Origin of the sequence: Bacillus sp. FSL L8-0654 (assembly GCF_038629965.1) — a bacterium.
GTDB classification, from domain to species: Bacteria; Bacillota; Bacilli; order Bacillales; family Bacillaceae; genus Bacillus; species Bacillus safensis.
On record NZ_CP152026.1, the window covers coordinates 2862626 to 2877003 of the forward strand.

Below are 14378 nucleotides of genomic sequence, written 5' to 3' on the forward strand. Positions count from 1 at the left end.
CACTCACTTCCATTTTATATAAAAGACTTGGCTGATGCCAAGTCTTAATCCTTAATAAATCGTTACAATTCCATTTCAATTTTCACCTTAAGCCCTTTTTCCGGGGCTGTGTGAATTTGAAGCTTTCCATTTAACGCTTTCACTCGTTCTCTAATTCCCGATAGCCCCATGCTCATTGTGTGCTGATCAAGATGACTTGCATCAAAACCGACTCCATCATCCTCATAGTGAAGAACAACCTGATCTTTAATACAAATCAGCATCACTAACACTTGAGTGGCTTTTGAATGCTTCAGGGCATTGGATAACAGTTCCTGAACAATTCGGTAAATATTCAGCTGTGAATCAATATCAATGTCCAATTCTTTATCAAAGCGTGTCGTATTCAGCCTAATATGAAACGGCGCTTCCTCCTGAATTTGAGAAGTCAGCTTCGATATCGCCTTTACTAACCCTAAATCATACAGCAGCTGCGGCCGAAGCTCATGACACGTTTCTCTCGTCGTTTGAATCACTTTGGACATTTGATCATTCCATGAGATAAGCGAATTTTCAATAGATGTCGGGCATTGGTTGTTTTGGAAATTCGTTAAAAACATCTCCGACTGCCTTTTTAGTGATATCAAGTCCTGCAGTACGGAATCATGAAGATCCCTCGCTAAATCTGAGCGCTGCTTTTCTTCCATAGCAAACATGATTTTCTTCAGCCAGGCAGGATTGGCCTCGCGCTGTTTCAAATCGTCAAGATGCTCCATCAATTCTTCGATCTTGACGACATTTTCTAAACTGACACTTGTATAAAAGGCCAATGTTTTCAGCCATGAGATTTCATCGCGGGTCAATTTCGGTGTCTGTATATTGGATAAGCAGCAAATCATAAACGAGTGACCGCCCCGCTCGCCAATTTTCATCATAAACCCTTTATCAAGCTCGATGATTTTACCAACTTCACCTAAAATATCTTGAAATTGATCCACGTATTCTTTCCATAGCTTACTATCATTTGTTGACTCATCAATTTCAATAATTTGTCCATCAGCCTTCACCTCAAGCACAAAGGCTTTATTCACAACTAGCACTTCTAAAATGGTGTATTTCAAATGATACAGCACTTGATGAAGTGATGACGCCTCACGAATAAGCTGTGTAAATTTAAACACGCTGTCTTGGTAATTATACTTTTCTGAAAAACGCTTCAGACGGAAGCGGAAATCTAGAATTTCTTTGAAATAGAATACAGCCAGCATGAGTGTATAGGTGATTAATGCGAGTTTCAGTGTGTACTTCAAATCTTCTGGCTTTTGCAGAATGTAAAACGTGACAACAACAAAAACGGTCGGTGTAATGGCAAGAAACCCATAGTATTTCAGTCTGCTTATCAAAAAATCCATATTGTAAAGCTTGTTCGTCATAAATTGATACACGAGTGAAAAAGGAATGAGCAAGACAAAAGAAGTTAAGAAAAAGGGATCTACCACATAAATACGAAACAAAACATATGGAATTGCAAACAAAAAGATAAATGGACAAAATGCTATGATGTTTATCATGACAAAAAACTTTAAAACAGACCCCTGCTCTGTCTCTTTATATTTCCGCATTCCATTGATAATCACTTTGAATGACATGATAATAGAAGCGAAAAAGAATAAAAGATTTAAACTTGGCATGTATCTGGCTAACGCCGAATCAATTGGAACAAATAACTCTATTACTAGATTAATTATAGGAAGACTATATAAAAAGCGAATCGTTTTTTGAGTCGTAATATGCAGGTCAAACTCTTTGAAATATTGATAAATGAAGTGAATATAAAAGATAAATACACTTGATAAACAAAATACGATCACATAATGGCTAAATCTCTCACCAATACCTGAAGTACCTGCACTAAGATATCCGATACAAATCGTTAATAAAAATACAACTAAAAGAAATGCTGATTTTCGTTGAGCCTCTTTGTTAATTCGAATGATAAAGAAGATACAAAATAAACAAATTGAATACAGGATGAGAGGAATTATATAGACAAATAAACTCTCTTGACCAATCAATGTCTTATTTTTTAGGGTGATCATTTGGTTGCCTCTTTGAATATCAATTCTTTGCACATTCCTAAGCTCACCATTGATCAAATGATCTTTGTTGTTAGCAGGTTCCCCATTGATTTTAAGTATAATATCTCCTTCTTCTAATCCTGATGTGTAGGCTAAAGAAAGATATTCAACTTTGACAACTTCTGCTTGACCGTTCTTGTTCTCCGCTACACGTGCTCCATTAAAAATATCAAATACATAAATATATGAAACATAGATCACAAATAAAAAAGACAGAAAAACCAAAAAAGCAGATAGTTTCGTATAAGTTATCTTCATGTATAAAACATCCTTAACTGGAGAACTTTTAAATCATTTTTAAATGAATAGTATCATTTATAGTACCATATATAATCTGCAGACATTTGCCCTTTTTTAATCCCCTGAATGATTGCTTGCATGGTTTGCTCATCTGTGTGAATTAAACTTGCATTCCCTAAGTCCAATTCATTCACAACACCAGGATTTTTGACTAAATATGCAATAACATTTTGAATGTTCAATCATTGCCCTCCTTTGTCATAAATGCACATAATTGTTCCTTCTTCTTCCCAGGTAAATCAAGTTGTTCCATTCCACGCTTCATTTTTAACAGCATAATCTCTCTCATCGATACCATGTACTGAGTCAAACCAGCTTCAAGTAACTTCTGCTTCAATTGAAACGGCTTTTGCTCTGACTCTTCCAGCCGGTTAGAAAAGAAGGAAAGAAGCTCTTGACTGGCATCGTTAAAACGTCTTTGTAAATAACTGAATGCCAGTGTTTGTTTTTTTTGAAAATCTCCGTTTGATTTTGAAAATAACGCAAAAAAATCGTTACTGATCTGTTCAGCAACACCATAATATATCGAATAAGATTCCACAGTAGCGTTTATTTTTCCTGTCGCTAAATAAACACCCAGTACGCTAGAAAGAGCTGTTAAAGATCCTGATTTTTTCCTTAAAACCTCTACACACTCTTCTTCTGTTCCATGCAAATGTCGCAAATCCTCGTGCTGACCTTCCATTGACATTTTGATGAAATGGAACAGTTTCTCTACTAGTTGAGAATTATTTTCACATATTGACGTGATGAATTGAATACTCACCGTATACAAATACGTAGAAGCATTGATGGCCACTCCTTGGTCGACGTTCATCCAAGGATACGAATCATTGTCCTGATCTTCAATATCATCTAATATATCGGCAGATAAGATGAGAAGTTCAATCCCTGCTGCCAGTTTTGTAATCGCTTGCTTGTCTTGTCCGTCAAATGCCTCATAATGCTGATAAGCTAATTGACCAAGAGGAAATTCTTTTTTTCTATCTGTAAATTTCAAAAGCAGCTTTTGTAAATCATTCTGCCTGACTGCATGTTGAATAAAATCAGACATATTCTGCTTGATTTTTGTATTCTCTAGATAGTTTAGCATACTCGATCTTGTACCTCACCCTTCCGCCTTTTATTTTACTAAAAAGACATGAGCAAATGTCCACTGACATCACTATTTAACAATTATATAATAATATATCCTTTTTTTGTATGTATTTGGATAAAAAAAAGACTTGATGATTATCAAGTCTTTAAGAAATTTTCACATATTCATATTTGTCGTATTGATCAATGCTTTTGTTAATGTTATGAAGAGAAGCCGTTGTTTCTCTGATTTCGTTTTCAAGTTTCCATAATAATTGTTTAAGTTCTTCGATTTCATACTTTTCCATCGATTCCACTCTCCTTTTTTGGAAGATCAATGTATTTGTGTATGGTGATTGGGTCATAAGTATTTGATCTGTTACTAACAGTGTAAATGTAATTGAGTATTTTTTCACCGAAAAGTATGCACAAAACGTGTGCGCGATACCGCAAAATTCAATAGGTCTTTTTTCATCATTTTCTGACTTTTCAAATCATACTTTTATCTCAATTTCAAAGGAATTGCGTCATTTTTGCGACAGGAATAGGCATCATTCGTCACACTTCTCTCCCGGTAGAACGTACGATCCCCTCTGTATCTTCGGTTTTGCGTGTCATAGGTCAGACGACAGATGCTATTGTGGACACCGCAATTTTTTGGCGACATTCACCGAAATTGACCGCAAAAGTACCTATTTTTATGCTGGAATTACAAAGATAGAAAGATCATTTTGATTCTTTATTCTGATTTTCTACATACATTTAGAACAGATATCCGTCCAATTTCACGTCAATGAGAGAAGAGGTGACCATGTGTTTTACTATGTTCCTTATCCTGCTTTGCAGGTTCCCGCAATGAGCCGCGCATACCCGCCGCGCACGCCAATGACTTTTCCTCCAGTAGATGCCCACTCATTTCAACGAGCCGCAAAAGAATCAGCCCGCCTCGTTGCTGATGCTTCACTCATCACACAGCAAATTTCCAGCTCCCTTCCGTTTGCGCAGCGCATCATGGAGGCTGCTGAGCGCTCTGATTCAACAAGTGTCATCCGAATGCTGAAGCAAATCGGTGTGAAAAGCGGCATTGATATCCGCTTTAGTCCAGAAGGGATTCGAATCTACTTGTCTCTTGCCTCCAGCAGACTTTTCCTTCTTTTAAAGTGGGCATGACAAAGAAAAAGCCGCTCTCACGCGAGCGGCTTTTCTTAAGATTCAAACATTTTATGGCACCATTCAATGGCTTCTATATAACAGCCATAGGCTTCCTGTTTCGGGAGATTTCCATCTAACATCTCATCATCCCATTCATTTCGTTCAATACGTTTGGCCACACCTAGTACAAAAGAATAATCATTTTCATAGCCAAGCAGTGCCTCACCAACTTCATCAGAAAGCGGCAGTTCCTTCACAAGTTCTGTGATATCTGCCCTGACAAGCGTATCAATCAGAGAAAACATACCTGTCAGCATATAAGAGGCGGGGTGCTCTCGTTCAGTACGAGAAGCAATCAGTTCACACGTTTTGGCACGAATGAATGACATTTTGATGATTTCTTTTTGGCTTGAATTAGCTTGGACATTCAGTTCTTTAAATGAAAGGATAAAGATCCAGCGCCGAATTTCATTAAACCCAAGCAGGATAATCGCCTGCCGGATACTTTTAATTTGATAAAGACGTCTCATGCCGCCTGAATTCAGCATTTTTAATAATTGATATGATAGCGAAAGGTCACTTTCAATAAAATGGGTCACGGTCTGGATATTCGGCTGGTCCTTGCTTAACTCATTTAAAAGCTGATGGTACGCATGGAAGCTGGTCGATAATGCTCGTCCCGATATCACATGCGGCTCACTAAAGAAATACCCTTGAAACAAGTGGAAGCCCGCTTCAAGCGCCTCTTCATATTCTCTTCTCGTTTCTACCTTTTCTGCTAGGAATCGAAGGCGATACTTTTTATACGAATGCAGAATATCTCTTCGTTCTTGCGTTGTGGTTTTCAGAAAGTCAATTTTTAAAATATCTATGCAGTAGAGGAGTTCCTCAAGCAGCTTGTCACTATAATGTGTTCCGTTTAGGAAGAAATCATCGAGTGCAATCGTATATCCCCATTTCTTTAACTGCTTACATCTCATAATAAGTGCCGGGGTAATCGGTACATTTTCTAATATCTCGATCACAAGCTGATGCGGATCAAAATAGGTGAGCAGATCAGATGAAAGCAAGCTTTCGGTGAAATTAATGTAGCATCGTTTTCCTTCTGTCAGTGTTTCGATGCCGATATTTAGAAAACTGTTGATAATGAGGTCCGTTGTCGCTTGATCACCGTCTTCAGCGCTATATGTATTGGTTTCACTATCTCTATAAAGCAGCTCATATGATACGACTTGTTCTTTTCTGTTAAAAATAGGCTGTCTCGCAACAAACACCCTCAACTGCTCCAATCCTCCTTTATGCCATGACAAACAAGATGTGCTTTCAGTATACCAAATGATTGCACTTTTAGTTCAATTTCAATCGGTCAAAATAAAAAAAAGAGACCACCTGGCTTGATGGTCTCCCTTTCTTTAAATCATTCGCTTTCATAAAGCTCTTTTTTGATTTTATTTTTCACATCATGGATAAACTGCATTTTATTATCCCAGCATTTTTGACTCAAATCGACTGGATATTCTTCTGGTTTGCTGATTCGTTTGTATTCCTCCCAGAAGAGTCCAAGACTGTCCTGCACGTAGGCTTGAATCGTTTGAATATCTGGATTGTCATAGACAAGTTTTCCTTGATCAAAAATCGGGACGTGAAGATCTTTCGCCACAAAGTTTGTCACGAATTTACTAATAAACGTATGCACAGGATGGAACATTTTTAGTTTGTCCTCACTATGAACATCTTCCTCTTCAAGTGCAATGTAGTCGCCCTCAGAATGATGATTCAATTGATTGATAATCCGGTACACACGTTTACGGCCTGGTGTTGTCACTTTCTCTGGGTTGGATGAAATTTTGATGGTATCATTCATTTTGCCGTTTTCTTCAATGGACACCAGCTTATATACTGCACCGAGGGCTGGCTGATCGAATGCTGTGATCAGTTTTGTCCCAACACCCCACACATCAATTTTGGCGCCCTGTGCCTTTAAATTCATAATGGTGTGTTCATCAAGATCGCTTGATGCAATGACTTTAGCATCATGGAAACCTGCTTCATCAAGCATTGTTCTAGCTTTTTTAGACAAGTATGCAAGGTCTCCGCTATCAAGTCTGACACCAATGAAGTTGATTTTATCTCCAAATTCTTTCGCTACCTTAATCGCATTCGGAATACCTGATCTGACGGTATCATACGTATCGACTAAAAAGACGCAGTCTGTATGTGTTTCAGCATATTTTTTAAATGCCGTATATTCATCGCGGTATGCTTGTACAAGTGCGTGGGCATGTGTTCCTGATACTGGTATGTTGAAGCGTTTCCCAGCACGAACATTACTTGTCGCCTGAAAGCCGCCGATGAGTGCCGCTCTTGCTCCCCACATCGCTGCATCCATTTCATGCGCACGTCTTGTTCCGAATTCTAATGCTGTCTCATCTTCTATGATTCCTTTAATCCGGGCCGCTTTTGTTGCAATCAGCGTCTGGAAATTCACGATATTGAGCAATGCCGTTTCGATTAACTGAGCTTCAACAAGCGTTGCTTCGATGCGCATAATCGGTTCATTCGCAAAGACAATTTCCCCTTCTCGCATTGAATGAAGTGTACCTGTAAAGGACAATCCGCTTAAATAGTCAATGAAATCGCTTTTATAACCGAGTTCATCTTTTAAATACGCCAGATCGCTTTCGGTGAAGGAAAAGTCCGATAAATATTCAATCGCTTTCTCTAAGCCAGCAAATACAGCGAAGCCATTGTCAAATGGAAGCTTTCTAAAGAAGAGTTCAAAGACTGCCTTCTTCTCATGAATGCCGTCTCTCCAATACGTTTCTGCCATGTTAATTTGATAAAGATCTGTATGTAGTGATAAACTGTCGTCATTAAACCGATGCTCCAACTTCCATTCTCCTTCCCTTACTTAACCACTTTCGCACCAAGCGACTGCTCAAAGTGAGAAAGTGCCCACTCGTGCCCCGCTTCATTAAAACTCGCCACAGCATTTTGGTGAATCACAAGTTCGAAGCCTTTATTGTACGCATCAACAGCTGTATGAAGTACACAAATATCGGTACATACGCCGGCTAAGTGAAGTTCCTTGATGCCGCGCTCGCGCAGTTTCATTTCTAATTGAGTGCCTGCAAAAGCAGAGTATCTTGTTTTTTCCATATAGTAGACATGTTTTAAATGTTTTGACGTGTGAAATAGTGAACTTAGTTGTCCATAAAGTTCAATACCCTCTGTTCCGCGAATATTATGGGGCGGAAATAACTTTGTTTCTGGATGATAAGGGTCCTCTTCTTCATGATGATCGACAGCAAAGACGACAAAGTGGCCTTCATCAATAAATGAAGAAGTGATTTCTGTGATCTTAGACTCAATCGCCTGCCCAGGCTTTCCGCATGTCAGTTTTCCATCGTCTGCAACAAAATCAACTGTATAATCTATACAAATCAATGCTTTGCCCATCCGCATCTCTCCCATATGCTCTTTTGAATCATTATAGCTTATTCATTTCACTAGGGAAACCTATTCAACAGATTCATGAGAAAAAGCTTTTTGAAACAGCTCATCCTCTATATAGATATGCTCCTGATTGACCGCATCAGGCATCTCTATGACAAGACCAAAAGGAGAGTGCGCTTCGTGATGATTCACCACTTTAAAGGAACATCCAGCGGCATTTGCCATTTTGACATATTGAGAATAAGAAGCATAGGAAAGTTCACCATTTAATAGAACTGTGGCCTGGCGATTGGCCTTCAATATTTGTTCGACTTCTTGATACGGTTTATTTCTTGATACCTGTCCCTTTGTCAGGGCGAGAAGCGCTCGTTCCCTTAATGAGCCAAGAAACATTCTTCGTTCATCGGGTTTTGTTTCAGCATGTCCAAATATCCCTTGCTGCAAATAAAAGTCTACGGATTCTTCTTTCATCGCTGTGTTCACTCCTGGTTTCTAAATTTACATTTCTGTGACCCAGTGCACAATCTTGAGTGCGAGGTCACGGGCTTCGTCTGTTTCTACTCTTTCCATTAAGGATTGTTCGAGCGTATGGATGAGCTGCTCCTTTTCGTCCTCATACGCAATGGAAATACTCCATTCAATGTCAGGTACGGCTACAAGCGTTTTATATTCTTTTTTATTTTCATGTAAATATACATTGTAGGTCTTTGGTTGTCCGCTTGTGATGTGTGCTTTTCTAATTTTCATTTGACTCAGTTCACACCTCTTTTTTCTTCTTACATCAATAACCATTGTACCATAAAAAAAGACAGCTTCTGAAAAGGAATTCCCTTTCAAAGCTGGCTATGCATTAAAGCTCTTTTGCTGGCTGATCAGGTCTATATCCCACATAAACGTAACGTTTGGACTGCTAAAAAATTGGACAAAGTCCCCTGCATTATAGGTACCTGATCCACCGGCGGAGTGATCGACACTTTTTGGCGAAATGGCAAAAACATCACCGAAATGTGCAGAACCATTTCCAATCACACGGTCAATATGAATAGGCCCAACAATCGCTGGCATCTTTCCACCACCTTTTCTCCCCACATCATATGCCCAGCTCAAAAATACGTGTATGAAAAATAAAAAAGACAGCTGATCTGTGACCATCAGCTGCCTTTCTATGCGTTAAATGATTGAGGCTGGCCAAACAATGTAAAGTCCCAAAGCATCGTGGCATTCGGATCACTTGTAAGTGACATATAATCACCTGAATTAAAGGCTCCCGCACCGCCAGTAGAGTGGTCTACAGCCAAAGGGGCAATGGCCAGGACATCACCGAAAGTAGCTGCACCGTTTCCTCCTAACGACTCGATATGAATAGGTCCAACGATTGCAGGCATCAGAATCTCCCCCTATCTGCTTATCTCAATCATCTTATGCAAGAAGGGAAAAAGTGTGCATCTGTCCTAGACGTTTAAATGCTGTTCTTTGCGAGATCGCTGACGCAGCTGCACCAATCTGACAATATTCAAGGTGATGGCTTTGAGCAGTGCATAGACAGGGACCGCAAAAATCATGCCAAGGATTCCGCCAAAGCTTCCTGCCCCAATTAATAGCAGGATGATGGTCAAAGGATGTGTGTTGAGGCGTTTCCCAATGATCAATGGAGAAATGACATTTCCGTCAATTTGCTGAACGACAAGAATGACAATGACTGTCACCACCGCTTTTCCAGGCGAATCAAGAAACGCAATAAGCACAGCTGGTGCCGCGCCAAGATATGGCCCAAGGTACGGAATCACATTTGTGACCGCAATGATAATGCCGAGAATGAGCGCATATTTCACACCGATTAATAAGTATCCGATAAAACAAGCCACTCCAACAAATAAACAGACAACAATCTGCCCTTGTATGTAAGCTGCAAGCGTATCGTTTAATTCTTTAAAGATTTTCAATCCTTCCTTACGGTAAGGCATTGGCAAAAATTGAACGAGCTTGTCCGGAAACTTATGTCCGTCTTTCAACATATAAAACAAAATGAACGGAACTGTGATCACAGCTAAAGCAATATTGGCAATCACACCAAACACAGCAGACATACTTGAAGCAATATTTTCCGGCAAACCTTTTAATGTTGAAACAATTGTCTGTTCAAACTTCGAGACGGAGACATAATCTTGGTTCATCATCCAAGTGAATGTTTTAGAATGCGAGAAGTCGTTGATAAATTTCTGCATATCCGTCACATAACCAGGGAAGCTTTTGACAAGTCCACCGACCTGCGTGACAATAACCGGTCCCGCAGCATTCACAATGAACGTGATGAGTCCGATGAACAAAAGATAAATGATCAGGATAGCAAGTGTCCTAGGAATTTTCTTGGACAAAAATCGAACAATTGGATTAAAGATGAAAAAGAGAATTCCAGCCAGCAAGATGGGAACAAACAAGGTGGATGCAAATAAAATAATCGGCTGAAATAAAAACGAAACCTTTGTTGATACATAAACAATGAGTAAAACAAGTAATATTTGGAATGTCCAAAAATGAACTTTAGATTTTAACAAAGATGCTCCTCCTGTTACGTATTGATCTTATTAAAAAACTACTATTCCACCCACCTTCTGTCAACTGCTTCTTGTTTTAGAACCTTATTTTTTGTAAAAAAAAGAACAATTGGTATATCATGCACTTTTTCCAGATATACATTCTATAAGCGTGAAAAAAGCAGACACCTTTGCGTCTGCTTGTTACACTCTTTCACTGTGATCAGGCATCACCGATACAATTTGCTGGATCCGCACATAAAAAACTGATTTTGTCCCCGCCTCAATGACAATATGATCCGGCATGACTTCCTTCAATTTTCCGCGCACTGTATCTTTCACTGTTTGAACAATCAATCTCATACCGATCACTTTCTGCAATGTTTGATAAACATATGGATCAACTAATGAAACAAGCTGCGGACTTCCTTGTTGTGCCATCCTACCTGCCCCTTTACTTGTGTATTTACCCACATCGTATGCAATGACCCATGTGAATGTCACTCAGGGCAAACCTACAACTCAAATACCATATTTTAACATTTTATTTAATCTTACGTCTTTTGGAAGTATAATAGATTGGTGCTGCCAACAACTTAAATCATTTGAAGAGGTGAATGATCTTGAAAAAACTCATCTGTCTCGCTGCTGTCATGCTCTTTTTTTCCTTTGCAAGTTATGCGTATGCAGGATCAATTGGAGATGAACCTGGGACACCAGGAAAGTGGTTTAAAGGAGAAGAGCCGGTTCAAAAAGACGAGTCAAAACCACCACTTGTTTTTGTTCACGGCATTAACAGCTCCTCCTCCACATGGTTCGACCGAAACGACATGGCAAAGCAAGCTGTTCTGAACGGATACGAAAGCGCATTCATAGATTTGTATCCAGATCAGGATACGAAAAAGAATGGCAAACTATTAGCAGAAAAGTTAAAAGAAATCTATGATGTGTTCGGTCGAAAACTTATTGTGATTGGTCATAGTAAAGGCGGGGTGGATACACAGTCCGCACTCGTGTATCACGATGCCCATCCATATGTAGAGAAGGTCATCACACTCGGCTCCCCTCATTACGGGACGCCGCTGGCAGATTTAGCGTATAGCAAGGGCGGAAGCTGGCTCGCAGAAATTCTTGGACAAAAAAGCGACGCGCTCTATTCTTTGCAAACGGGGCTCATGGCGGCTTTTCGAAGTGAAACCGACAAGCTGGAGAAGTTTCCTCAAAAATACATCACGTATTCGGGATCGGAATGGGGAACATTTGGCGGGATGCTGTATTTAGGCGGCATGTATTTAAAGAGCTTTGGTGCAAATGATGGCGCCGTCACGGTAAGCAGCACAAGACTATCATATGCAAACAATATTTTAACAGGGAAATGGGATCACAACTCCATTAAAAACGGCACAAGCATGTTCCCTGTGTTTCAGCATCAGCTACTGGCAAATGCCGCAAGCGCTGAAAAAGAAAATATAGAGAGCCCGAACTCTACTGAGCTGAATACAGATGTTTATGTGAAAGGCGGGGAAAGTGAAAAGGATAAAACAGAAGCGTTCTATGTAGAGGAAGGAACGAATGGCTTATCGATTCAGTGGTTAAATGAAAGGCATGAGGCGCGGCCAGAAATCATCGCCCCAAATGGAGACGTCTTAACAAATCTGAAGACATCGGAAGCATCTTTCCCATATGAAGGCGCATTTTCGCACCATGTGCAAATCAATAAACCCGTTCCTGGAAAATGGACGATTCGATCAAATTCAGGAAAAAAGGCTCCTTATTTGCTGCTCGTATCCTTTGATTCACCATTAAATGACGAAATCAAAGCAGAGGCAGCGAAATCAGGGGATGATGCATCGACCCATTCAAGCGGTCTGATTAAACGATTAAGCAAGAAAGTCGAAACCTTTTACTTTAAGGATGCCCAAAAAGATCATCCACTCAAAACAACTGCTTCATCCGCTGTTCAATTGAAAAAAGAAGGTGCTTATTCTGTCACGGTTCATTACACCGGACTCACTGCATCAGGTACATCAGCATTTAACCGTACCGTTATTCGCACATTGTATGTCGATCAGCATGGAAATATTCATGGAGACATTCCATACTAAACAGAGCGTTTCATGGGCTGAAGTGCCTGCTGCACTTTCTGATCCAATTCCGTGATTTTTTTCATTGCAAGTGATTCGTCTATTTGTCTGTAATGGTGATGTCCGCCAGGCTCTTCATCCATTTCATCTGCCTTCTTGACGATTTGCTGAAGTGTGTCCTTATGAAGGTCGCCCTCTGGCAAATATGAATCTGTATGAAGCAGAATCGCAAGCGCAATATCTTTGGCTGCCTTTGGTTCCTCACCGAGGCGTATGAGCAGTTTGTGAGCCCGCTCTGCGCCTTTAATGGCATGAATATCATTCCGTCTATATGTCTCGTAATCCCATTCTCCGCCAGCTGTATACCATTCATAGTGGCCGATGTCATGCAAGAGGGCTGCTTTCACAGCGAGATCTGGATTAATCCCAGCCTGCACCGCCAGTTTGAATGCGTGATAAGCACAAGCAATCGCATGGGCTTTTCCTGAACGATTTAAATATTTTTGAGCGACTGGATGGGTGTAAACATCCATTAATGTAACCTTTCTCATGGAAACCCCTCCTTATCTATATTTTTAGCATCCTAACATATTCTGAAAAGAAACTCAAATGTTCTGTTATATTTTCTATGAGTCTCAAGAACAGCTTATGTCAAATGAGCTGTTTTTGCTTGTACAATACGAAAAAAGCAGTCACTATGACTGCTTTTTTTCTCCTTTTTAGCGTGATATGAAAACCCTTGAAGTCTAGGAAGACCGAGTACTGGCGCGGAGCGAATTTGAGATTCGTGAGCACCGGCACCGAGGCCTGACACAGAATGCGAGGGTTTTTCTTCACGCTGCAGCAGTCGTTATGACTGCTTTTTCACATACTCACGTGCATCGTAGACACATCCGCCAGCTGGATCACCCGCTAAAAGATCGAGCAAAATACGTGCGACTTCATCTGGGCTCTTTAACGTGCCTGTTTCATATAATTGCTGAAAACGGTCTATTTGTTCAAAGTCTTGTTTTGATGATTTCCGAATTTCCCCCTGCATATCTGTATCGATCGTGCCGGGTGAAAAGGAAAACGTGTTGATCGGATGCGCCTCGTCCTGTTGTTCCTCATGAAAAGTCCTCATAAACATATCGAGTCCTGCCTTTGAACTGCAATACGCACTCCAGCCTTTGTATGGGTTTTTCGCCGCTCCAGAAGAGAGATGAACGATCGTTTTCTTTCCGTTAAATGATTGAGTCTGCTTGGCAAACACATGGCTCAGCAAAACAGGAATGACAAGATTCAGCTTGTAATGCTGATGAAGTGTATCCTGTCCGCCTTGTCCAACGCGCTTGATAGGTGTGACCATTCCTGCATTGTTGACAAGTAAGATGTCATCAGCATCTGCCAGAGTTTGCGGCGTGAGACTATGTTGAAGCCATTTGGCCGCTGCTTCTTCATCTGTCAGATCAACCTGGGTATGTGTGAGCTTCGGATGGGATATCGGCGATGCACTTCTTGCTGCCGTGTACACATGATCCCCGCGTGAAAGCAGCCTGTTCACAAGTGCTAAGCCAAAACCTTTTGATCCGCCTGTAACGATTGAAATTCGAATGACAATCTCCTCCCTTGATAACACTATTTTACGTAGTGAAACGGTATGACAGCAAGCAATCTGC

At 40.3% G+C, this 14378-nt stretch carries 17 protein-coding genes; 2 read left to right on the forward strand and 15 right to left on the reverse strand.

Annotated features, from left to right (window positions below):
- Positions 1-62 precede the first annotated feature (62 nt).
- The 4 genes from MHH65_RS14875 to degQ form a co-directional block, all read right to left on the reverse strand.
- Positions 63-2375 carry an ATP-binding protein gene (locus MHH65_RS14875; protein ID WP_034282568.1) on the reverse strand — a complete coding sequence of 771 codons (2313 nt, stop codon included), beginning with the start codon at positions 2373-2375 and terminating at the stop codon, positions 63-65.
- A 53-nt stretch (positions 2376-2428) separates the two neighbouring features.
- Positions 2429-2599 carry a competence pheromone ComX gene (comX, locus tag MHH65_RS14880; protein WP_073207246.1) on the reverse strand — a complete coding sequence of 57 codons (171 nt, stop codon included), beginning with the start codon at positions 2597-2599 and terminating at the stop codon, positions 2429-2431.
- Positions 2596-3510: a polyprenyl synthetase family protein gene (locus tag MHH65_RS14885; RefSeq protein WP_176967247.1), complete on the reverse strand. Its 915-nt coding sequence runs from the start codon at positions 3508-3510 to the stop codon at positions 2596-2598. Before MHH65_RS14885 ends, comX begins: the two co-directional genes overlap by 4 nt.
- Positions 3511-3661: 151 nt before the next feature.
- A complete protein-coding gene (degQ, locus tag MHH65_RS14890) occupies positions 3662-3802 on the reverse strand; it encodes a degradation enzyme regulation protein DegQ (protein WP_003213123.1) in 141 nt (46 codons plus the stop codon).
- 505 nt (positions 3803-4307) lie between these two features.
- Here degQ and MHH65_RS14895 point away from each other — a divergent pair.
- Positions 4308-4664, forward strand: coding sequence for a hypothetical protein (locus MHH65_RS14895; RefSeq protein WP_041115816.1), 357 nt, complete (start codon positions 4308-4310; stop codon positions 4662-4664).
- A gap of 35 nt (positions 4665-4699) precedes the next feature.
- Here the strand turns inward: MHH65_RS14895 and MHH65_RS14900 are convergent, their stop codons facing one another.
- From MHH65_RS14900 to MHH65_RS14940, 9 genes are all read right to left on the reverse strand, one after another.
- Positions 4700-5926 (reverse strand): HDOD domain-containing protein, encoded by a 1227-nt coding sequence (locus MHH65_RS14900; protein ID WP_024423326.1) that lies wholly within the window; start codon positions 5924-5926, stop codon positions 4700-4702.
- A 137-nt stretch (positions 5927-6063) separates the two neighbouring features.
- Positions 6064-7536 (reverse strand): nicotinate phosphoribosyltransferase, encoded by a 1473-nt coding sequence (locus MHH65_RS14905; RefSeq protein WP_041115814.1) that lies wholly within the window; start codon positions 7534-7536, stop codon positions 6064-6066.
- 17 nt (positions 7537-7553) lie between these two features.
- Positions 7554-8105: an isochorismatase family cysteine hydrolase gene (locus MHH65_RS14910; protein WP_065215227.1), complete on the reverse strand. Its 552-nt coding sequence runs from the start codon at positions 8103-8105 to the stop codon at positions 7554-7556.
- Between the two features lie 60 nt (positions 8106-8165).
- The gene (locus MHH65_RS14915; protein ID WP_034282575.1) at positions 8166-8573 is read right to left on the reverse strand and encodes a YueI family protein; all 408 of its coding nucleotides are present in this window, start codon (positions 8571-8573) and stop codon (positions 8166-8168) included.
- 27 nt (positions 8574-8600) lie between these two features.
- On the reverse strand, positions 8601-8849 hold the full coding sequence (locus MHH65_RS14920) for a YueH family protein (protein ID WP_024423330.1): 249 nt from the start codon (positions 8847-8849) through the stop codon (positions 8601-8603).
- A gap of 96 nt (positions 8850-8945) precedes the next feature.
- Positions 8946-9167, reverse strand: coding sequence for a spore germination protein (locus MHH65_RS14925; RefSeq protein ID WP_024425952.1), 222 nt, complete (start codon positions 9165-9167; stop codon positions 8946-8948).
- A 98-nt stretch (positions 9168-9265) separates the two neighbouring features.
- Positions 9266-9487, reverse strand: a complete 222-nt coding sequence (locus tag MHH65_RS14930) for a spore germination protein (protein WP_003213446.1) — start codon at positions 9485-9487, stop codon at positions 9266-9268.
- 66 nt (positions 9488-9553) lie between these two features.
- Entirely contained in the window at positions 9554-10657 is a 1104-nt protein-coding gene (locus MHH65_RS14935) for an AI-2E family transporter (protein ID WP_024423333.1), read from the reverse strand.
- A gap of 183 nt (positions 10658-10840) precedes the next feature.
- Entirely contained in the window at positions 10841-11077 is a 237-nt protein-coding gene (locus MHH65_RS14940) for a YuzF family protein (protein WP_034282580.1), read from the reverse strand.
- Between the two features lie 176 nt (positions 11078-11253).
- Here MHH65_RS14940 and MHH65_RS14945 point away from each other — a divergent pair, with 176 nt between their 5' ends.
- Positions 11254-12741, forward strand: a complete 1488-nt coding sequence (locus tag MHH65_RS14945) for an alpha/beta hydrolase (RefSeq protein ID WP_255290996.1) — start codon at positions 11254-11256, stop codon at positions 12739-12741.
- Here MHH65_RS14945 and MHH65_RS14950 read toward each other — a convergent pair.
- Both MHH65_RS14950 and MHH65_RS14955 read right to left on the reverse strand, forming a co-directional pair.
- Positions 12738-13271, reverse strand: a complete 534-nt coding sequence (locus MHH65_RS14950) for an HD domain-containing protein (protein ID WP_024423336.1) — start codon at positions 13269-13271, stop codon at positions 12738-12740. The genes MHH65_RS14945 and MHH65_RS14950 overlap by 4 nt on opposite strands.
- A 299-nt stretch (positions 13272-13570) precedes the next feature.
- On the reverse strand, positions 13571-14314 hold the full coding sequence (locus MHH65_RS14955) for a (S)-benzoin forming benzil reductase (RefSeq protein ID WP_268412884.1): 744 nt from the start codon (positions 14312-14314) through the stop codon (positions 13571-13573).
- Between the last annotated feature and the right edge of the window lie 64 nt (positions 14315-14378).

Bases quoted from the DNA above. Each gene is read 5' to 3' on its own strand.
- degQ (WP_003213123.1), bottom strand. From the start codon at position 3,802: ATGGAAAAGTATGAAATCGAAGAACTTAAACAATTATTATGGAAACTT.
- MHH65_RS14925 (WP_024425952.1), bottom strand. From the start codon at position 9,167: ATGCCAGCGATTGTTGGGCCTATTCATATTGACCGTGTGATTGGAAAT.
- MHH65_RS14915 (WP_034282575.1), bottom strand. From the start codon at position 8,573: ATGAAAGAAGAATCCGTAGACTTTTATTTGCAGCAAGGGATATTTGGA.
- MHH65_RS14885 (WP_176967247.1), bottom strand. From the start codon at position 3,510: ATGCTAAACTATCTAGAGAATACAAAAATCAAGCAGAATATGTCTGAT.
- MHH65_RS14920 (WP_024423330.1), bottom strand. From the start codon at position 8,849: ATGAAAATTAGAAAAGCACACATCACAAGCGGACAACCAAAGACCTAC.
- MHH65_RS14875 (WP_034282568.1), bottom strand. From the start codon at position 2,375: ATGAAGATAACTTATACGAAACTATCTGCTTTTTTGGTTTTTCTGTCT.
- MHH65_RS14940 (WP_034282580.1), bottom strand. From the start codon at position 11,077: ATGGCACAACAAGGAAGTCCGCAGCTTGTTTCATTAGTTGATCCATAT.
- MHH65_RS14930 (WP_003213446.1), bottom strand. From the start codon at position 9,487: ATGCCTGCAATCGTTGGACCTATTCATATCGAGTCGTTAGGAGGAAAC.
- MHH65_RS14945 (WP_255290996.1), top strand. From the start codon at position 11,254: ATGATCTTGAAAAAACTCATCTGTCTCGCTGCTGTCATGCTCTTTTTT.
- MHH65_RS14950 (WP_024423336.1), bottom strand. From the start codon at position 13,271: ATGAGAAAGGTTACATTAATGGATGTTTACACCCATCCAGTCGCTCAA.
- MHH65_RS14910 (WP_065215227.1), bottom strand. From the start codon at position 8,105: ATGGGCAAAGCATTGATTTGTATAGATTATACAGTTGATTTTGTTGCA.